Origin of the sequence: Ruegeria sp. HKCCA0235A, from assembly GCF_013033235.1 — a bacterium.
GTDB lineage: Bacteria > Pseudomonadota > Alphaproteobacteria > Rhodobacterales > Rhodobacteraceae > Ruegeria.
Genome location: NZ_WQDQ01000012.1, coordinates 83,899 through 103,636, shown reverse-complemented (window position 1 = coordinate 103,636; position 19,738 = coordinate 83,899). Strand labels below are relative to the sequence as shown.

18 protein-coding genes are annotated in these 19,738 nt (G+C 59.3%); 13 read left to right on the top strand and 5 right to left on the bottom strand.

What is annotated here, in order from left to right; all coding sequences use genetic code 11:
* The first annotated feature begins 11 nt into the window (after nt 1-11).
* The 10 genes from iolG to GOW56_RS18555 all read left to right on the top strand — a co-directional run bounded on the left by iolG (nt 12) and on the right by GOW56_RS18555 (nt 10,597).
* Complete coding sequence (iolG, locus tag GOW56_RS18600) at nt 12-1,025, top strand: inositol 2-dehydrogenase (protein ID WP_171206825.1); 1,014 nt, start codon at nt 12-14, stop codon at nt 1,023-1,025.
* 124 nt (nt 1,026-1,149) lie between these two features.
* The gene (locus GOW56_RS18595) at nt 1,150-2,070 is read left to right on the top strand and encodes a sugar ABC transporter substrate-binding protein (protein WP_170347329.1); all 921 of its coding nucleotides are present in this window, start codon (nt 1,150-1,152) and stop codon (nt 2,068-2,070) included.
* A gap of 69 nt (nt 2,071-2,139) precedes the next feature.
* A complete protein-coding gene (locus tag GOW56_RS18590) occupies nt 2,140-3,246 on the top strand; it encodes an ABC transporter permease (RefSeq protein WP_171118992.1) in 1,107 nt (368 codons plus the stop codon).
* Nucleotide 3,247: 1 nt separating this feature from the next.
* Complete coding sequence (locus GOW56_RS18585) at nt 3,248-4,069, top strand: ATP-binding cassette domain-containing protein (RefSeq protein WP_170347331.1); 822 nt, start codon at nt 3,248-3,250, stop codon at nt 4,067-4,069.
* Nucleotides 4,070-4,221: 152 nt separating this feature from the next.
* Complete coding sequence (gene iolD, locus GOW56_RS18580) at nt 4,222-6,054, top strand: 3D-(3,5/4)-trihydroxycyclohexane-1,2-dione acylhydrolase (decyclizing) (RefSeq protein ID WP_171206824.1); 1,833 nt, start codon at nt 4,222-4,224, stop codon at nt 6,052-6,054.
* On the top strand, nt 6,051-6,950 hold the full coding sequence (iolE, locus tag GOW56_RS18575; protein WP_171206823.1) for a myo-inosose-2 dehydratase: 900 nt from the start codon (nt 6,051-6,053) through the stop codon (nt 6,948-6,950). The genes iolD and iolE overlap by 4 nt, the downstream gene beginning before the upstream one ends.
* A gap of 49 nt (nt 6,951-6,999) precedes the next feature.
* Nucleotides 7,000-8,181 carry a phytanoyl-CoA dioxygenase family protein gene (locus tag GOW56_RS18570; protein WP_171206822.1) on the top strand — a complete coding sequence of 394 codons (1,182 nt, stop codon included), beginning with the start codon at nt 7,000-7,002 and terminating at the stop codon, nt 8,179-8,181.
* Nucleotides 8,182-8,229: 48 nt separating this feature from the next.
* On the top strand, nt 8,230-9,036 hold the full coding sequence (gene iolB / locus GOW56_RS18565; protein ID WP_171206821.1) for a 5-deoxy-glucuronate isomerase: 807 nt from the start codon (nt 8,230-8,232) through the stop codon (nt 9,034-9,036).
* Nucleotides 9,033-9,791, top strand: coding sequence for an SDR family NAD(P)-dependent oxidoreductase (locus GOW56_RS18560; protein WP_171206820.1), 759 nt, complete (start codon nt 9,033-9,035; stop codon nt 9,789-9,791). The genes iolB and GOW56_RS18560 overlap by 4 nt, the downstream gene beginning before the upstream one ends.
* Before the next feature lie 26 nt (nt 9,792-9,817).
* Nucleotides 9,818-10,597 carry a TIM barrel protein gene (locus GOW56_RS18555; protein ID WP_171206819.1) on the top strand — a complete coding sequence of 260 codons (780 nt, stop codon included), beginning with the start codon at nt 9,818-9,820 and terminating at the stop codon, nt 10,595-10,597.
* Between the two features lie 3 nt (nt 10,598-10,600).
* Here the strand turns inward: GOW56_RS18555 and GOW56_RS18550 are convergent, their stop codons facing one another.
* From GOW56_RS18550 to iolC, 3 genes are read right to left on the bottom strand one after another with little or no spacing between them, the layout of a single operon-like run.
* Nucleotides 10,601-11,440 carry a class II fructose-bisphosphate aldolase gene (locus GOW56_RS18550; protein ID WP_171206818.1) on the bottom strand — a complete coding sequence of 280 codons (840 nt, stop codon included), beginning with the start codon at nt 11,438-11,440 and terminating at the stop codon, nt 10,601-10,603.
* Nucleotides 11,437-12,273 (bottom strand): 5-deoxy-glucuronate isomerase, encoded by an 837-nt coding sequence (locus GOW56_RS18545; protein ID WP_171206817.1) that lies wholly within the window; start codon nt 12,271-12,273, stop codon nt 11,437-11,439. The genes GOW56_RS18550 and GOW56_RS18545 overlap by 4 nt, the downstream gene beginning before the upstream one ends.
* A gap of 9 nt (nt 12,274-12,282) precedes the next feature.
* The gene (gene iolC / locus GOW56_RS18540) at nt 12,283-13,251 is read right to left on the bottom strand and encodes a 5-dehydro-2-deoxygluconokinase (RefSeq protein WP_171206846.1); all 969 of its coding nucleotides are present in this window, start codon (nt 13,249-13,251) and stop codon (nt 12,283-12,285) included.
* Between the two features lie 123 nt (nt 13,252-13,374).
* Here iolC and GOW56_RS18535 point away from each other — a divergent pair, with 123 nt between their 5' ends.
* On the top strand, nt 13,375-14,478 hold the full coding sequence (locus GOW56_RS18535) for a Gfo/Idh/MocA family protein (protein WP_171206816.1): 1,104 nt from the start codon (nt 13,375-13,377) through the stop codon (nt 14,476-14,478).
* A 38-nt stretch (nt 14,479-14,516) separates the two neighbouring features.
* Entirely contained in the window at nt 14,517-15,650 is a 1,134-nt protein-coding gene (locus GOW56_RS18530) for a Gfo/Idh/MocA family protein (protein WP_171206815.1), read from the top strand.
* Here GOW56_RS18530 and GOW56_RS18525 read toward each other — a convergent pair whose 3' ends face one another.
* Together GOW56_RS18525 and GOW56_RS18520 are read right to left on the bottom strand one after the other, a co-directional pair.
* Nucleotides 15,651-16,649: a LacI family DNA-binding transcriptional regulator gene (locus tag GOW56_RS18525; protein ID WP_171206814.1), complete on the bottom strand. Its 999-nt coding sequence runs from the start codon at nt 16,647-16,649 to the stop codon at nt 15,651-15,653. It abuts the gene before it with no gap.
* 535 nt (nt 16,650-17,184) lie between these two features.
* Entirely contained in the window at nt 17,185-18,186 is a 1,002-nt protein-coding gene (locus GOW56_RS18520) for an AraC family transcriptional regulator (RefSeq protein ID WP_171206813.1), read from the bottom strand.
* A gap of 142 nt (nt 18,187-18,328) precedes the next feature.
* On the opposite strand from GOW56_RS18520, the gene GOW56_RS18515 reads away from it, so the two are divergent.
* Entirely contained in the window at nt 18,329-19,726 is a 1,398-nt protein-coding gene (locus GOW56_RS18515) for an amidohydrolase family protein (RefSeq protein WP_171206812.1), read from the top strand.
* The last annotated feature ends 12 nt before the right edge of the window (nt 19,727-19,738 follow it).

The window sequence follows — 19,738 nt, the reverse complement described above, 5'->3', positions numbered from 1 at the left end:
GGGAGATCTGTATGTTGAACGTCGGATTGTTGGGTGCCGGGCGCATCGGGCGTGTTCATGCGCAGGCGATTGCATCGCATCCGGGCAGCAAACTCATTGCTGTTTCCGATGCCTTGCCCGAGGCCGCGGCCAGCCTTGCCAGCGATCATGCGGCCGAGGCGCGCAGTTCCGAAGAGATCATTGCGGATCCGGAAATCGGCGCGGTTCTGATTGCAACTCCAACAGATACGCATTCTGACCTGATTGAAGCAACCACAGGTGCAGGAAAAGCCGTTCTGTGTGAAAAGCCCGTTGATTTGGACCTGAAGCGCGCCACGGAATGTCTCAATTCGGTCTCGGAACGCGGCAAGCCGGTCATGATAGGGTTCAATCGGCGATTTGATCCCAATTTTGCGACCTTGAAGGCGGGGTTGGATGCGGGTGAGATTGGCAAGGCAGAGCTCCTGTCGATCACATCTTTTGACCCGGCGCCACCACCGGTCAGCTACGTAAAGGTGTCTGGCGGCTTGTTTCGGGACATGATGATCCATGATTTTGACATGGCGAACTTCCTGATGGGGGGCGTTCCCGAAACAATCTCGGCGGTTGGGTCTTCGCTTGTGGATGCTGAAATCGGCGCCGCGGGGGATGTGGATACAGCGGCAGTTACAATGACTTACGCGGATGGCCGCATCGCGGTCATCAAGAATTCGCGGCGCGCGGCCTATGGCTATGACCAGCGGGTCGAACTGCTGGGGTCCGAGGGGTTGCTACAGGCTCAGAACATGCTGGAAAACACTGTCATAAAGTCAACGGCGGACGGTGTCGTGGGTGCCAAGCCGACCTATTTTTTCCTGGAACGCTACATGCCTGCATACCGCGTGGAATGGGCCGCATTTGTCGACGCTGTTGAAAGTGGATCCGAAGTTCCGGTCACGCTGAAGGACGGTGTTGCAGCGCTGGCGATGGCCGAGGCCGCAACCCTGTCGGCGCGGGCAGGAAAACCGGTTCGGATGGAAGAAATTTTGAAACCGGTTGCAAAATGATCGAAATTCTTCAAACTAACATCAGCTCGGCCCAGCGCCGCAGCCACTGAGATTCGGCACAGCCGGATGATCGGGGCTGGTACCCCGACAGAAGATCAGACTGAACCATTGGGAGGAAACTGAAATGAAGAAATTCGTTAAAGGCGCGCTTGCTGCGGGGGCACTGGCCTTGGCCACACCTGCATTTGCGCAGGAAATCGTGGTCGTGTCGCATGGCCAGGCCAATGACGCATTCTGGAACGTCGTGAAAAACGGCGTTGAGCAGGCCGGAAAAGATGTCGGTGTGAACGTGGAATATCGTGCACCTGAAACCTTTGACATGGTTGCCATGTCGCAGCTGATCGACGCCGCCGTGAACCAGGAGCCCGACGGGCTGATCGTCTCGATCCCGGATGCGGATGCGCTTGGCCCCTCGATCGAACGTGCGGTTGCCGCCGGTATCCCGGTGATCTCGATCAACTCGGGCGCGGAAGTGGCCAAGGAACTGGGCGCTCTGCTGCATGTGGGTCAGGACGAATATGATGCGGGCAAGGCGGCTGGTGAAAAGCTGGCCTCGATGGGTGGAACCAATGCGATCTGTGTCAACCACGAGGTCGGCAACGTGTCACTTGACCTGCGCTGTGAAGGCTTCACCGAAGGGTTTGGCGGTAAAGTAACCGTTCTGCCGACCTCGAACGATCCGTCCGAGATCGAGTCCAAGGTTGCTGCCGCTCTGGCCTCTGACGAAAGCGTCGATACCGTTATGGCGCTGGGCGCAAGCTCGGCTGGCGAGCCTTCGGTCGCCGCGGCCAAAGCCTCGGGGCGGGATTTGAATGTTGCCTCGTTCGACCTGTCGGCCAACTTCCTCCAGTCAATCGTGGATGGTGACGCGGCCTTTGCCATTGACCAGCAGCAGTATCTTCAGGGCTACCTGTCGGTGAACTTCATGGGTCTGCACGCCAAATACGGCCTGATGCCGGGCGGCGACGTGCCTTCGGGTCCGAACCTGATCACTCAGGACAAGGCCGCACAGGTCATCGAACTGTCCGCGCAAGGTATCCGCTGATTTCGGCGTGGCTCGACAAACAACAGGATCGGCGCCAACGCGCCGGTCTCACCGAATTGGGAGGAAACCATGAGTGAATCAGCGCCCGTCCTGTCGGACGAAAGGGTCAAGAAAGAACCATTCCTGACCAAACTGATGAAAAGACCCGAGCTGGGCGCCATTGCAGGTGCGGTTCTGGTATTCGTGTTCTTTGCGATCACCGCAGATGAATCGATGTTCACTCTGGCCGGTGTCATGAACTTCATGACTCCTGCGGCACAGTTGGGTATCCTGGCGATCGGTGCGGCACTGCTGATGATCGGTGGAGAGTTCGACCTGTCGATCGGATCGATGGTCGCGTTCTCGGGGCTGTTTTTCGGCGTCTGCGTCGTGACCTGGCAATTGCCGCTGATCTTTGCCATCCCGATGACATTCGTATTTGCGGCCTGTGTCGGTGCGGTCAACGGCAATATCGTGATCCGTTCGGGCCTGCCTTCGTTCATTGTAACGCTGGCATTTCTGTTCATCCTTCGTGGCCTGTCACTGGTAGGTCTGAAAATGGCGACAGGCGGTTCGACCCAGTTGCGCGGAGTACGCGACGCGGTCGAAAACGACTGGCTGGCCCCCTTCTTTTCGGGCGAAGCATTCGGCAGCCTGTTCGCATGGCTGGCCGCCAACGGCATGATCGATACATTCAAAAGCGGCGCGCCCAAGGTCCCGGGAATTCCCGTCGAAATCCTGTGGTTCATTGTCATTACACTGGCGGCAACCTACGTACTGCTGCGCACCCCGGTGGGGAACTGGATTTTCGCCTCGGGTGGGGACAGCACGGCTGCATCCAATTCAGGTGTTCCGGTGAATCGCGTCAAGGTTTCACTGTTCATGCTGACGGCGTGCTGTGCCGCCCTTGTGGCGATCATTACCGTCATGGACGCGGGCTCGACCGATGCGCGGCGGGGGTTCCAGAAGGAATTCGAGGCGATCATCGCCGCGGTGATCGGCGGTTGCCTGCTGACCGGCGGATACGGCTCGGCCATCGGGGCTTTCTTCGGCTCGATCATCTTTGGCATGGTCGTCATCGGCCTGACCTATACCGACTTTGATCAGGATTGGTTCCAGGTCTTCCTGGGTGCCATGCTGTTGATTGCCGTTCTGTTCAACAACGCGATCCGCAAGCGCGTAACCGGGGAGCGCTGATATGACCGAAGACACCAAGTTCCACCATGGCGATGCCGTCGGCGATCAGGCGCCCATCGTTCAGATGAAAGACATCGAAAAGCACTTTGGCAATATCATCGCGCTTGCTGGCGTCAGCTTTGACGTCAAGCCGGGGGAATGCCATTGCCTGCTGGGCGACAACGGCGCGGGTAAGTCCACCTTCATCAAGACCATGTCCGGGGTGCACAAACCGACCAAGGGCGAGATCATGTTCGAAGGTCAGCCGCTGCATTTCGACACGCCGCGCGATGCAATGGAAGCAGGTATCGCCACGGTGTTTCAGGATCTGGCGATGATCCCGCTGATGAGCGTGACGCGCAATTTCTTCATGGGGCGCGAACCCACCAAGGGCAAAGGTCTGCTCAAGCGGTTCGATGTGGATCATGCAAACGAAGTCTGCATGGAAGAGATGCGCAAGATGGGCATCAATCTGCGCGCGCCGGATCAGGCGGTTGGTACATTGTCAGGCGGCGAACGTCAGACGGTGGCCATCGCGCGGGCGGTGTATTTCGGTGCCAAGATCCTGATCCTGGACGAACCGACCTCGGCACTTGGGGTGCGTCAGACGTCGAATGTTCTGGCCACGATCGACCGGGTGCGCAGCCAGGGTGTCGGCGTGGTTTTCATCAGCCACAACGTGCGCCATGCGCTGGCGGTGGGTGATCGTTTTACCGTATTGAACCGCGGCAAAACTCTGGGCACTGCCAAACGCGGTGAAATCACACCCGAAGAGTTGCAGGACCTGATGGCCGGTGGTCAGGAAATGGCCGAGCTTGAGGGATCGCTGGGCGGTACTGTCTAAAGCAAAACACTCGGATGCCCTCACGGGGGCATCCATCGGGCGGTGGCACCTGACGCCACTCTGATTTCAGGCTCTGGCAAAAGGCCTGACACCTTCGAAAATGAGAAAACCAGCGGACCGCCGATGGGGGCTCCGAGTGGAAAGGGACCATGATGAGCAAAACAGTCCGATTGACCGCGGCGCAGGCTCTGGTGCGCTATCTCGGGGCGCAGATGAACGAGGCCGGAGAGCCGTTCATCGCAGGTGTTTGGGCGATCTTCGGCCATGGCAACGTGGCAGGTCTGGGCGAGGCGCTGCATGGGGTGAAAGACAGTCTTCCCACCTATCGCGGTCACAACGAACAGACCATGGCACACAGCGCGATTGCTTATGCCAAGCAGTTGGGTCGGCGGCGCGCCATGGCGGTGACATCGTCGATCGGACCGGGGGCCACCAACATGGTCACGGCCGCTGCTCTGGCCCACGTGAACCGTCTGCCTGTTTTGTTGCTGCCTGGCGATGTATTTGCGACGCGCGGCCCTGATCCGGTTTTGCAGCAACCCGAAGTGTTCTCGGATGGAACCATCAGTGCGAATGATTGTTTCAGACCGGTCAGCCGGTATTTCGACCGCATCACCCGCCCGGAACATCTGCTGACGGCTCTGCCGCGCGCCTTCCGCACGATGACGGACCCGGCGGATTGCGGCCCGGCGACGCTGGCCTTTTGTCAGGATGTGCAGGCCGAAGCATATGACTATCCCGAAAGCTTCTTTGAGGCGCGCGTCTGGTATCAGCGCCGCATTCGCCCGGATGAGGGGGAACTGGCGCGCGCCGTTGCCGCGATCAAGGCCGCCAAGCGTCCCGTTATCGTTGCCGGCGGAGGTGTGCATTATTCGGACGCAACCGCCACGTTGCAGCGTTTTGCCGAGGCACACAATGTCCCCGTGGCCGAGACACAGGCCGGCAAGTCCGCATTGCCCTGGGATCACCCGCTCAACCTTGGTCCCGTTGGTGTGACCGGTGGCGAACCCGCCAATGACATCTGCGCAAAGGCGGATCTTGTGCTGGGCGTCGGCACCCGGTTTCAGGATTTCACTACCGGGTCATGGGGTTTGTTCGCGAACCCCGAGCGAGAGTTGATCAGCCTGAACACCGCCGCCTACGACGCCGAAAAGCACGGAGCGATGCCGTTGCAGGCCGACGCTCGGGTTGGTCTGAGCGAACTCGGCGAAGCGCTGGGCGACCATCGCGCGCCGGATCTGCCTGCGACATTGAAATCTGATTGGTTCGGCAAAGTTGATGCGCTGACGGATGCCCCCACCGACAGCAATGCACTGCCCACGGATATGCAGGTGATCGGTGCCGTGCAGCGGGCCGCCAAGGAAAACACTGTTGCGATGTGCGCCGCCGGCACGATGCCGGGTGAGCTGCACAAGCTGTGGAAGGCGCCGCGCCCCGGTGCCTATCACATGGAATACGGCTTCAGTTGCATGGGGTATGAGATCGCCGGTGCTATGGGCATCAAGATGGCCCAGCCTGACCGCGACGTGATCTGCTTTACCGGTGACGGCACTTATATGATGGCCAACTCGGAAATGGCGACGGCGGCGATGATGGGGATTTCGTTCACTGTTGTCGTCACGGACAACCGCGGGTTTGGGTGCATCAACCGTCTGCAAATGGGGACAGGCGGGGCCGAGTTCAACAACCTTCTCGACCACACTGTGCATGAGACAAAATCAGCCATCGATTTTGCCGCCCATGCGGCAGCGATGGGGGCGACTTCGGTCAAAGTCAGTTCGATTGCCGAACTTGAAGACGCGCTGGCCAAACGCGATGAGGTCAAAGGCCCCTATGTCGTGGTGATCGACACCGATCCCTACCCATCGACCGAATATGGCGGAACCTGGTGGGAAGTGGCGGTGCCCGAGGTCAGCACCCGCCCCGAAGTGAATGAAAAGCGCGCGGCCTATGAAGCAGCCATCAAGGAAAGAAACACGAAATGAGCGTGAAGATCGGCATCTCTCCGATTGCCTGGCAGAATGACGACCTGCCGGACCTGACCGCAGCTTACACGATGGAGCAGGCGCTGAAAGAAGCGCGCGAGATCGGTTATACAGGTGTCGAACGGGGCCAGAGGATGCCCGCCGACACCGAAGGGTTGCGGGCCTATCTGGACGCAAATGACATCGCGCTGTGCGGGGGGTGGTGCTCGGGCAGCACGCTGGTCAACGACCTGCACGCCGAGATCGCCGTGGTGCGTGAACAGGTCGAACAATTCGTTGCGCTGAACAGCCCGTGCATCGTCTATGCCGAATGTTCCAATACCGTCCAGGGACAGATTGGAACGCCTGTCAATGATCGCCCCAAATTGTCGCGGGACGAGGTTCTGGCCTATGCGGGCAGGCTGACCGAACTTGCCAAGTGGATGGCAGATCAGGGCATGCCCATGGCCTATCACCATCACATGGGCACGATCATCGAAAGTGAAGATGAGGTGAACTGGCTGATGGAGGGGTCAGGCCCCGAATTGAGCCTGTGTTTCGATACGGGCCATCTGCTGTTTGGTGGCGGCGATGTGATGGCCACGCTGAACCGTTGGGGCGATCGGGTGCATCACGTGCATTTCAAGGATATCCGCCCTGAAATCGTACAGGACACGCGTGAGAACAATCGCAGTTTTCTGGATGCGGTGATCGCGGGCGCGTTCACCGTGCCGGGTGACGGTTGCATCGACTTTCAGGCCGTGGCCGATGCACTGAAAGCAATGGATTACAACGGCTGGATCGTGGTCGAGGCAGAGCAGGACCCGGCCAAGGCGCCGCCCTATGAGTACTCGAAAATGGGCTATGACCACATCGTCGAGGTCTGCGGCAAGGCCGGGCTGAAGATCACCTCATAGATCACCACCACAACGGGGCAACACCGAAGCCATCAGAGAGGAGCACGTCATGGTACAACAGGACCTTGGATATGTCGGCTATTTCGACCGGGAATCCTGTGATCTGGATGAATTCAAGGTGTTGACCTCTCAGACTCTTTCCGCCGAGACGGTGCCTTTTGCCGCCTCGGTCGAAAAGAACGTGCCCGTCTATGATATGCAGGCACTGAGCCCCGGTTTGGAACGGCCTGATACGCGCAGGGCCTTGCTGGCGGAATGGGGCCGGGTGCTGGGTAAATCCGCCGGTGTGATCGCCCTGAAAGGGGCGTATCCCGACACGTCGATCATTGATCGGGCGACGGATGTGTTTCGTGAAATCATCGAAGAAGAACGCCAGGGTGGCGCCGGTGAGGGCGATCATTTTGCCGCCTCGGGCGCGAATGACCGGGTGTGGAACGCGCTGCAAAAGCAATGCCTGCGCGACCCCGAGGGCTTTGCGCTCTATTTCGGGAACACGGCGATAGCGGCGGCATGTGAAGCGTGGCTTGGCCCGAACTATCAGGTGACTGCTCAGATCAATCAGGTGCGCCCCGGTGGCAAGGCGCAACAGGCGCATCGGGATTATCACCTTGGGTTTCAAAGCGCCGAAAGCGCGGCCAGGTATCCCGCACAGGCTCATCTGGTGACGGCCTCGCTGACCCTGCAAGGGGCGGTTGCGCATTGTGACATGCCGGTGGAAAGCGGGCCGACCAAGTTGTTGCCGTTCTCGCAGCTCTACCCGCCGGGCTATCTGGCGTTCCACGATGAAGCACACCGGGCGCATTTCGAAGACAGCTGTATCCAGTTGCCATTGGAAAAGGGGGACGCGGTGTTCTTCAATCCGGCGCTGTTCCATGCGGCGGGCGCGAACAGCAGCGCCGACATCAATCGCATGGCAAACCTGCTGCAAATCTCATCCGCCTTCGGGCGCGCGATGGAGTCGGTGGATCGGCGGGCGATGTCCGAGGCGGTATTCCCATCTTTGATTGCTCTGAAACAACGGGGCGATCTGACGGTAGCAGAACTGGACGCGGTCATAGCGGCCACGGCAGAGGGCTATCCCTTCCCGACCAATCTGGACACGGACCCCCCGGTCGGGGGCAATGCACCGGAAAGCCAGGCGGATATTCTGCGTCGCGCGGTTGCAGAAGGATGGACCCAGGCGCGGCTGGCCCAGTCCCTATCGGCCCGGAACCAAAGGCAAGCTGCCTGAATTCAACACAGGCGGGCACTCGGGGGCCGCCCAAGAAGGAGAACAAGAATGGCAGACCTGCTGAAGAAACCGATCGGAACCCACGGCAAGGTACATGACATCACTCCGTCAAGCGCTGGATGGAATTATGTGGGCTTTGGGCTTTATCATCTAAAGGCCGGGGATCGCGCAAACGAAGTGACCGCGGATCGCGAAGTCATCCTTGTGATGGTTGAAGGCAAGGCGCGGATCACCGGGGCCGGACAGGATTGGGGCATTTTGGGCGACCGGATGAGTGTATTCGAAAAAACACCGCCGCATTGCCTGTATCTGCCCAACGGAACCGAGTGGGAGGCCGTGGCGGAAACCGACTGCGTTGTGGCCATCTGTTCGGCGCCGGGTAAGGGCGGTCATACGGCGCGTCGGATTGGACCTGATGGCATAACCCTGACCGAACGCGGCAAAGGGGTAAATACGCGATACATCAACAATATCGCCATGGAGAATGAGGACTACGCAGACAGCCTGCTTGTGACCGAGGTGTTCACGCCGAACGGCCACTGGTCCTCCTATCCCAGCCACCGCCACGACGAGGATGACTATCCCCGCATCACCTATCTGGAAGAGACCTACTACCACCGCCTGAACCCGTCGAACGGATTTGGGATCCAGCGGGTTTACACCGATGACGGCCAGTTGGATGAGACGATGGCGGTATCCGATGGCGACGTTGTGATCGTCCCGCGCGGCCATCACCCTTGCGGTGCGCCCTATGGGTTTGAGATGTACTATCTGAACGTCATGGCCGGACCGCTGCGGAAATGGCGGTTCGTTCCGGCCCCCGAGGTCGAATGGATCATGGAGCGTGACGGATGAGCCATACTTTCGCCAATTACCCAAGCCTTGCAGGTAAGACGGTTTTCATCACCGGAGGCGCCGGCGGAATTGGCGCGGAAACCGTTCGGGCCTTTGCCGAACAGGGGGCAAAGGTTGGGTTTTTGGACCTCAACGCCGATGCCGGGCTTGCTTTGCTTTCCGAGCTGGACGGAGAGCATGCATTCGCCCAATGCGATCTGCGCAACATTGACGAGATGAACGCCGCAATAGGGCAATTGGTGGAAGAGCTAGGCGACGCGGATGTGCTGGTGAACAACGCGGCCCGGGATGACCGGCACGACTGGCGCGACGTCACGCCTGACTATTGGGATGAGCGTATGGCGACCAATATCCGCCACATGTTCTTTGCCCTTCAGTCGGTGGCACCCGGAATGATCGCCAAGGGTGCAGGTTCGATCATCAATATCGGGTCGAATTCGTGGTGGGAGGCCGGGGCGGGTTTCCCTGCCTATGCCACCGCCAAATCCGCTGTGCATGGACTGACCCGCACCATGGCGCGCGAGCTGGGCGATCACCGCATCCGCGTCAACACGGTCGTGCCCGGCTGGATCATGACCCAGCGCCAGAAAGATCTGTGGGTCACCCCCGAGGCTCTGGCAAAGCAAGTGGATCGTCAGTGCCTGCCCGACCCGATCGACCCGGTTCATGTGGCGCGGATGGTGCTGTTTCTGGCCTCGGACGACGCGGCCATGTGCAGTGCCGGGAACTTCATGGTCGAAGGCGGGTCGATCTAAGTCTTTCCATACCGAAAGAGAAATCAATGCCTCAACCGTTTCAACTTGCGGTCTGTGCCGAGATGCTGTGGCTGGACAGGCCGATGGATTGGCGTGCCGCCCGGCTGGCCGAGATGGGGTTCGGCGTCGGGCTGTGGAACTGGCCGGAGCTCGATATTCCCAGACTGGTCGCAACCGGCGCCAGTTTCACCATCATGAACGGCTATCTTCAGGGGCGGCTGGCCGACGATGACGGGGCCAAGATGCTGCTGGCCTCGGCCGCCGAAACAATTCAGGTCGGCAAGCGTCTGGGCGTTGCGCGTCTGAATCTGCACGGCACCGGGTTGGGTGATGGTGGCATACCGATCTGGCAGCATGACGAGGTCACAGGGCCGATGTGGCTCAAGGCCAGGGACACCCTGAACCGGATCTGTGATCTGGCCCAGGCCGAAGATGTGGTGTTCACGCTTGAAAACCTGAACCTGCTGGACCATCCTGGCTGTCCGTTCGGGTCAACGGCGGACGTGCTCGCCTTGGTTTCGTCGGTTGATCGTCCGCAGTTGCGGATCAATCTCGACCTCTACCATACCCAGATCGGCGAGGGGGATCTGATCCGCTGGTGTGAAAAATGCCTGCCCTGGATCGGAGAGGTGCAGGTGGCCGACAATCCCGGTCGGTGCGAGCCCGGAACTGGCGAGATCAACTATGCCGCCGTGGCGCGTGCGCTGAACGATCTGGGCTATCATGGCCCGGTCGGGATGGAAGCCTTCGCCGCAGGCGACCCGGAAGACGCGCTAAACGCCTTCCGGTCGGCATTCACGCTCTGAGCGTCACCGCTGCGGTGGCGCACCAAAGGCGCGGATCACGGTGCGGGCGGCAGCCATGACCGGATCATGGGTTTCCTTCAGGATCGTCACCCGGTCGAACCGGTCGGGGTCACGGTTCACGGCCTCACGCAGGGCCGCGCCGAAGGCCATGCGCAACTCGGTCCCGATGTTGAACTTGCAGATCGCGGTTTCACGCGCCAGCCGCGCGCGCTGTTCGACCGGCACACCCGATCCGCCATGGATGACCAGTGGAACCTCGGTCATGGAGTCGATCTGGCGTATGCGGTTTTCGTCCAGACCACCTTCCTTGTTCTGCTGAAGGTGGACGTTTCCGACCGAGATTGCCATCGCGTCCACGCCGCTGTCGCGGGCAAACTTCGCGGCTTCCTCGGGATCCGTGCCGTTTGAGCCTTCACCGCCGGAATACCCGACGAAGCCGATCTCGCCCTCGCACGAGATCCCGGCGGCATGGGCCATTTCGGCAATCGCGGCGGTTTCATCGATGTTCTGCTGCAAGGGCTTGCGCGACCCGTCGAACATCAGCGAGGTGAACCCGCTGTCCAGCGCGATCTTGCACTCCTCGAAGGTATAGCCGTGATCCAGATGCGCCACCACGGGCACCGAGGCGTTTTCGGCCAGATACCGGAACATCTTGCCCAGTATCGGCAGCGGGGTGTGCTCGCGGCAGCTGGGTCCGGCTTGCAGGATCACCGGGGCGTTCTCTGCTTCGGCGGCGGCGACATAGGCGCGCATGTCCTCCCAGCCCAGCGTCACCAGGCCGCCGACGGCATAGCCCTGTTCGTAGGCGGGTTGCAGGACGTCTTTGAGCGTAGCGAGGGTCATTTGAATTTGGCGATCATGTCTTTGATGCCCGGGATCGTTTCGATCTGATAGGCATGGGTGGGTTGGAAATACTGCACCAGCGACCGCTGGGTCAGCCCGCCGAGGATGGTGAAGTAATACATCTCGTATCCCGGCAGCACGCAGCAGGGGTGATAGCCCTTGTCGATGCAGATCGTGGAGCCATCGACGATGTGATAGGCATCGCCCGGTTCGTTGTCCTCGCGCTGCAGCATCTGCAGGCCCGCGCCCCAGTTGGGTTTGAAGCGGAAATTGTAGGTTTCGTCATGCCGGGTCTCGTCCGGCAGGCGGTTGGTGTCGTGCTTGTGGCTGGGAAAGCCCGACCAGCCGCCCTGACCCACGGTGAACAACTCGCTGACCAGCAGGCGGCCGACCTTGTCATGCTGCTTCTGGCCCAGGATATGCTTGATCTTGCGATGGGTCTTGGTGTCGTCGCTGCCATATTGCACCAGGTCATGCTCGCGCACGTCGAACGGATCCAGCACCTTGTCATACTTTGCGCCTGCCACGAACACCTCGGCCGTCTCTGAAACGCAGACCATCTGCGCCCGTGCCCCCGACGGGACATAGGCGCCTTCGGGTTCGCCATCCCAGACATCTTCGCCCCGGTTGCCCAGATGGGCAAAGCGCACGCCCTCGACCTCCACGTCGACGCTGCCGGTGGCGGGCACGATGCAGGTCTCGTATCCCGGGACCTGGTATTCAAAGGCTTCGCCCCGCTTCAACTTGACGATGTTGAAATAGTTCAGCGGAACCGTTGGATCATCGGCGTCAACGATGGGTTTGTTCTGATTGTCATAGGGCGCGATATGCATGGTACTCTCCTATGTGGTCGGGCCGGGATGCGAAGCGAGGAAGGCGTCCAGTTCTGGTGTCGTTGGCATAGCGGGTGCGCAACCGGGATGCGACACCACGATCGACGCGCAGGCCGAACCGCGCATGACCGCGTCTTTCAGATCGTGCCCCGCCGCGATCGAGGCCAGCAGCCCGGCCATGAAACTGTCGCCAGCCCCGTTGGGTTTGACAGCCGTAATCGGGTAAATACCGGTTCGCAGCTCTTGCCCGTCCACAAAGGTGACAGCACCTTTTTCGCCCATCTTGTAGATGACGATCCGACCCGGCTTTTTGGCAAGTTCCTGCGCTTTGGCAAAACCCTTTTCGATGCCGCCGGCCATGAATCCGAACTCTTCGTCGTTGCCGACGATCAGGTTGCTGGCTTCGCCAGCCCGCGACAGAACTTCGGCAGCCACCTCGGCCGAGGGCCAGCTGTATGGGCGGTAATCGATGTCGAAGATGATCGGCAGGCCTGCGCTCCGGGCGTTCTCGAAGGCCCGGAATGTGGCGCTGCGCGACGGTTCGGACGCAAAGACCGTTCCAGCCGAGATGATTGCCGAGAAAGATGAATAATCGACCCTGTCCATATCCTCTTTGGTGACCTGGAAATCAACGGCCCCGTTGCGATAGATCACATTCTGAAAGTCCTCGATCCGGCTTTCGTACACGGCCAGAGACATGCGGTATTCGCCGCCCAGAACGCGGATATAGGATGTGTCCACACCGTAATGCCGCAACCGGTTCAGACAGAACCGCCCAATCGCATCGTCCGAGACGGACGTAATCAGCGACGCCTCGCTGCCCAACTTGACCAGCCCGGCACAAATATTGGCAGAAGAACCACCAAGGTCGGCATGAAACGTGCTGGCATCCTCGCTTTTGACGCCAATTGGGTCAGCGTACAGGTCCATGCCTGCGCGACCCAGAACGGCGAAGCGGTTTCCTTTGATACCATCCATCAAAGCGCTCAAGTTTTGTCCTCCGGCAGAATGGGTCGGCAAAGTTTGGACCTTGCGTTGAATCGATTCACACGATACTGATTTTGCAACCGGTTGCAAATGATATGTTCGGAGCCGTTGCAGATGCCTGAAATCGGAATTGGAATCGTCGGCGGCGGCTATATGGGCAAGGCCCATTCCGTGGCTATGTCAGCGGTCGGCGCGGTGTTCAACACGGCATTGCGACCCCGGCTCGAGGTCATCTGTGCCTCCAGCCCCGAAAGCGCCCAACGTTACAGGACGGCCTACGGTTTTGACAAAGCGACCGATGATTGGCGGGTATTGGTTGAGGATTCCAGGGTTCAGGCAATCGTCATCGCCTCGCCTCAATCGACACATCGCCAGATTGCCGAAGCGGCGTTTGAATTGGGTAAACCGGTCTTGTGTGAAAAACCACTGGGCGCATCCCTTGACGACAGTCTGGCCATGGTTGCTGCTGCCGAAGCGTCTGGCGCGGTCAACATGGTGGGGTTCAACTATGTTCGCACACCTGCGACCCAATACGCCCGCCAGCTTATTGCCAATGGTGAAATCGGGGATATCACCTGGTTCCGGGGGGAGCACACCGAGGATTTCTATGCCGACCCGCACGCCCCTGCCTCCTGGCGTACGACGGGTATGGCCAATGGCACCATCGGAGATCTGGCACCGCATATGGTCAACGGTGCATTGGCGCTGGTTGGTTCGATCGCGCAGGTGATGGCGGATGTTGAAACGGTTCACAAAACCCGACCGGGTGGTGAGGTGACAAATGACGACCATGCCCAGATGATGTGCCGTTTTGAAAACGGGGTTATGGGCAACCTGTATTTCAGCCGCGTCGCGACGGGGCGAAAAATGGGCTATGCTTATGAAATATCGGGAACAAAGGGCGCCATCCGGTTCGATCAGGAGGACCAGAACGCGCTTTGGCTGTATAAGCGGGTAGGGCCCGAAGCGTCCCGTGGGTTCACAAAAATTCTGACCGGCCCGGCGCATCCGGATTACGAGCCCTTCTGCCAGGGTCCGGGCCACGGAACAGGCTATCAGGACCAGATCATTATCGAGGCCAAAGATTTTCTTCAGGCCATTCACACCGGAAGAGCCGCTTGGCCCACCTTTCGCGATGGGCACGAGGTCAACCGGGTGCTTGCCGCCGCCTTGGCATCGTCCGAGCAACGTCAATGGAAAGACATCCGCGATTTCTGATCGCTCAAACAAAAAAGTTCTAATGAGAGACAATGACCATGGCTAAGTTGAGATGGGGCATGATCGGTGGTGGTGAAGGCAGCCAGATTGGCCCCGCGCACCGCTTGGGGGCACAGGCTGACGGGCTGTTTGAATTTGCTGCTGGCGCGCTGGATCACCGGCCCGAAGCGGGCCGGGAATACGCGCAGCGATTGGGCGTTGCCGCCGATCGTGCCTATGGCGACTGGCAAGAAATGCTGGCGGGTGAGAAGGACCGTAAAGACCGGATCGATCTGGTGACAATCGCCACGCCGAATTCGACACATTTCGAGATCGCCAAGGCCTATCTTGAGGCGGGCTTCAATGTCTTGTGTGAAAAACCAATGACCATGACTGTGGAAGAGGGTGAGGAAATTGTCCGCGTCGCCGAAGCATCGGGAAAGATCTGCGCGGTGAACTACTGCTATTCCGCCTATCCGATGGTGCGGCAGGCCCGCGCTATGGTGCGCTCGGGCGAGATCGGACGGGTGCGTCTTGTGGTGACCAATTTCAGCCACGGCCATCATGGGGATGCCACCGATGCGGACAATCCGCGCGTGCGCTGGCGCTATGACCCTGCGATGGCAGGGGTTTCCGGGCAGTTCGCCGATTGCGGTATCCACGCCCTGCATATGGCCAGTTTTATCTGTGATGACGAGGTGAAGACGCTTTCGGCTGATATGGCCTCAACGATCGCAAGCCGGGAACTGGAAGACGATGCAATGATCAACTTCCGTATGGAAGGCGGCACGGTCGGGCGTCTTTGGACATCTTCTGTGGCGATCGGGCGCCAGCATGGCTTTGACATACAGGTCTTTGGTGAAACCGGCGGGTTGCGCTGGGCGTCAGAGCAACCCAACCAGTTGATCTACACCCCGGTAGGAGGGCGCACCCAGATCATCGAAAAGGGCGAGGGGGGGCTGCATGATGAAGTGCAACGCCTGTCTCGGGTCGCCATCGCGCACCCCGAAGGCTTCCCGCTGGCCGTTGCCAATATCTATTGCGATCTGGCGGATGCGATCCGCGGTGAAAGCCGGGATGGCCTGCCCAACGCAGCGGATGGCGTGCGATCGATCGCAGCGGTGCACGCGGCTGTTGCGTCGGGCAAAGCAGATGGTGCCTGGCAGGACGCCCGCCCGCCGATGTTCCGCTGATCAGGGGCGGGGCTGCAACGTGCCCCGCTCGACCACCCGGCAGGGGAATATCCGTGCCTCGGGGTAGCGGTCGGGTGTTTTCAGCATCTCTTCGACCAGATCGACCGACGAGGTGATGATCTGCTTGATCGGCTGATGGATGGTCGTCAGGTTGATATATTCCCAGCGCGACATTTCCATGTCGTTCAGGCCGATGATCCCGATATCGGTGCCCGGTTTCAGCCCGTGATCAGCCAGCGCCGACAGCGCCCCGATCGACAGGATGTCGTCGCCGCAGAAATAGGCCTGCGCCGGGTCACCGGCCAGCAGGCGCAGCATCTCGGCCCGGCCGGCCTCGAAGGAATAAGCCCCGGCGAAGGAGTGGTTGACGGGAATCTGCGGATGGTTGGCCATTTCCTCGAAAAAGCCCCGCTGCCGGTCCAGGGACGAGGTCGCATCCTGCGGCCCGCCCAGATAGCCCACGCTGGCATAACCCCGCGCGACCAGCTCGCGCGCGGCCATGCGCCCGCATTCCACATTGTCGATCCCGACCACATGCACCTCGGGCGAGGTGGCAGACCGGCCGAACGTGTGCACCACCGGTACGCCTGCATCGTGGAACGCCTTGGCAAAGCTGGGCGGCAAGGTCGACGAGGCGACGATCACCGCATCCACCGAATATTGCCGCAGCATGCGTACGGAATTGGCGGGCTCGGTCTCGTCCGTCAGGTTCACGATCAGCGGGCGCAGGCCGCGTTCCTGCAAGGCGCGTGTAAACTGGTCGAAGACTTCCAGAAAGATCGGGTTGTGAAAGTTGTTCGAAATCAACCCGATCAGTTTGGTGCGCCCGGTCGTCAGAGACGAAGCCAGAGCATTGGGGCTGTAGCCCAGCTCACGGGCCGCCTTTTCAACCTTGCTGCGCGTTTTCGCGGAAACCGAGGCACCTTCGGTAAAGGTGCGCGACACGGCAGAGCGTGAAACGCCGGCCAAGGCGGCCACGTCTTTCAGGGTTACACTCACGCTGCGGGACTCCGATAACAGCGAGGCAGGAAAGCAGGTAAGTTTGGCATTGCCCGAGCATTATGCATCATCGACCTGAACTTGCAACCGGTTGCAACGCCGCCACGTCGATTCAACCGTGTTTGAGCGTCGAAATTCAGAAGGTAAAAAGGTGGGTGAAGAGACACTCGAACTCCTGACATCTTCAGCATAACCGAAGCGCATTTTCCAATACGCAGATGCGCCCAAGCGCCGTCTTGCACTGCCGCCAAGCGCACAGGTTCCCAGAGATGCCTGGTGTTTTCAGCGATTTGAAGTTGCACAAACTGCGGATCGGTTCAAGGGCATATCCTTTCCTGCCGCTTTCAAGATCACATCCGATCGAGCCGCAACAGGCATGCGTGACGGCGCAAGCGTTGCCGAAAGGGTCTTCGGGCAATTGCTTTTTCAACCCTTGGTTTTGATCCATGAACGAGGCGCAAATCATGGCCATCCCTTGGTGGACACACATGAGAGAGGCAGTGGAACGCCAACCCGCCCATTCGCAGCGCAGGTGCTATCCAAGGCGGAATTTGGTTGGCGTCACACCGGTCTGGCTTCGAAAAAACCGAGTGAAGTGGGACTTGTCGGAATAGCCAAGCATGAGGCCGATCTCGGCAACTGTCATTTTGCTTTCTCTGAGGTGCTCCTTGGCGACATCGACCCGCAGACGCCTTACCTCTCGGGGAAGTGTTGTCTGATGTTTCTGAAGTGCTTTCAGGAACCGCTCGGGCTCGATACCCAGCAATCCGGCCACAACCTCCGGCCCCAGCTCTGACTCATCCAGTTTTCCACGCAAGACAGACCGCAAAGCGGCCACCACGGTGACGTCTTCATTGTGCCGAATCGTGGCTGGCGGCGCTTCGGACTCCTCTGCCGCATGGTGTAGAAACAACCATTCCACAGGAAAACTGATCTGCATTCCGGGGTTGGTTCCAAGGCCAACTTCGATACCTTTGTAACCGCGAGGCAAGCCAAGGACGTATCTGCTTTTCCATCGCACCCGGGACGGATCCCACGCGTTTCCGACCACGCTTTGCAACAGGCGCACATAGATGGCAGCTCCAAACCCGGTAACCTGAACGGGCGGAACGGTTGGTTCTTGTTGCCGCGCGATCCGATAGATCGCTTTGTCTGCTTCCACGACAAGACTGTGCCGGACGGCGTTGGACTCTTGTGGAACAAGCCTTACGAACCGGGCAAAAAACTCGAACAGAGTGTTCGAGGATTGCAGTGACCGGGCGAATGGCGGCCATCCTTGCAGGTCAAATGTCTCTCCTACATTCAGGCCAAGGTATCGATCCCCTGACAAATCTGAGAAGGCATTCAACAGACCATAGACCAGTTCTGAGTGGACATAGACAGATGGGTCGGACAGCAGGTCGGCCTTCAAGCCGACCTGATCCAAGGCCGGTTGCGGATTGATCTTGCGGTCGGTGAGATATTGCAGAAACGGGGCGGCCAGCGCGAGGCGGATAAAGCCTTCGCTATGCGCTTCAGAAGTGGAGTTGAGTGGCACGCCCGTCACCCTTGTTTGAACCAATGGTTTCGTTCAGTGGCCTTTTTTGCGGTCACATTCGCACATGTTAGTCCAAAAGTGGCAACCCGCCCAAGAGTTTTTGGGCTACACTTGGCAAAACGTGAATATGAAGGGAGACCCTATGACCAATATGCGAATGTCCCTTTGCCCGGCGGTCATTGTCGCGGCAAGTGTTGGTTTTTCGGCGGCTGCGCTGGCTCAGGATCAAGAAGATCCTCAAACGCTGTTTACCAATGTGCACGTCTTTGATGGCGTTAACGAAGCCCGCATCGAGAACGCAAGCGTGCTCGTCGAAGGCAACCTCATCAAAACGGTTTCAACCGAGGCGATCGATGCGCCGAACGCAACGATGATCGACGGCGGTGGACGTACACTTACGCCGGGCTTCATCGAGAACCACGCGCACCTGATGCTGATGGGTCCGAGCCTCGGCGCCATGGAAGCCAATACGACATGGGAAGATTTCGCCATTCACGGTGCCTTGATGGCGGAAATGTATCTCATGCAGGGCTTCACCACGGTCAGGGATGCAGGTGGGGCCAATGGCGGTTTGCGCCGCGCAATCGACGCTGGCCAGATCGTCGGACCGCGCCACTATGCTTCGGGGGCGTTCATCGGTACGCGGGGCGGTCACGCCGATTTCGGAAACTTTACAGCCCCGCCGGGGAGCGATACGAACTTCAGCCGTCTGAACATGGCGCAGGAAGTCAGCGGCGTAGACGACATTTACCTGTATGGCCGCAACAACTTCCGGATGGGTGCCACGCAACTAAAGTTTATGCAGTCGGGCGGTGTGGTGTCGGCCTTTGACCCCTGGCAACTGCTCGCGGGGTCAAAAGATGAGATCGAAGCCGCCGTGCAGGTCGCCAACGAATATGGCTCTTATGTCATGGCGCATTCCTATCGTAAGGAAGCCATCATGAACGCACTCAACGCAGGAGTGATGTCGATCGAGCATGGCTTTTCGTTCGATTGTGAGATCGCTGAAAAAATGAATGAAATGGGGGCGTACATCACCACGAACCTCACCGCTTTCGATCCCGGTTTGCTCGACATTCCTTCTGTCAAGAACCAACCCACGAGCCTTGCAAAGGCAATCTCCGCTTCGGCGACTTTCGCGAACTACATCCCGAACATGAAGGAGTGCCCGGTCAAGCGCGGTTTCCAGACGGACTGCGTCGGCTCGGTAGAGGCCTGCAACATCCAGATCGCCTATGAAAAGCATCTCAACAACGAGTTCTTCGGCCCCTACCAGTCGATGGTCACATTGACCTCGATCGGTGGCGAGATCGCAGCACTTTCCGGCGATTTCATGAACCCGTATACGGCCGGGAAACTGGGTGTGATCGAGGAAGGGGCCTATGCTGACATCCTGCTGATCGACGGAAACCCACTTGAAGACTTTTCCGTCGTTGGAACCGGGGATCAATGGTTTGGCGCCGACCCGAGGCCGGAAAGCCCGGAAACGATCCGACTGATTATGAAAGACGGTGTGATATACAAGAACACACTGGACTGACCCCAAAACCGG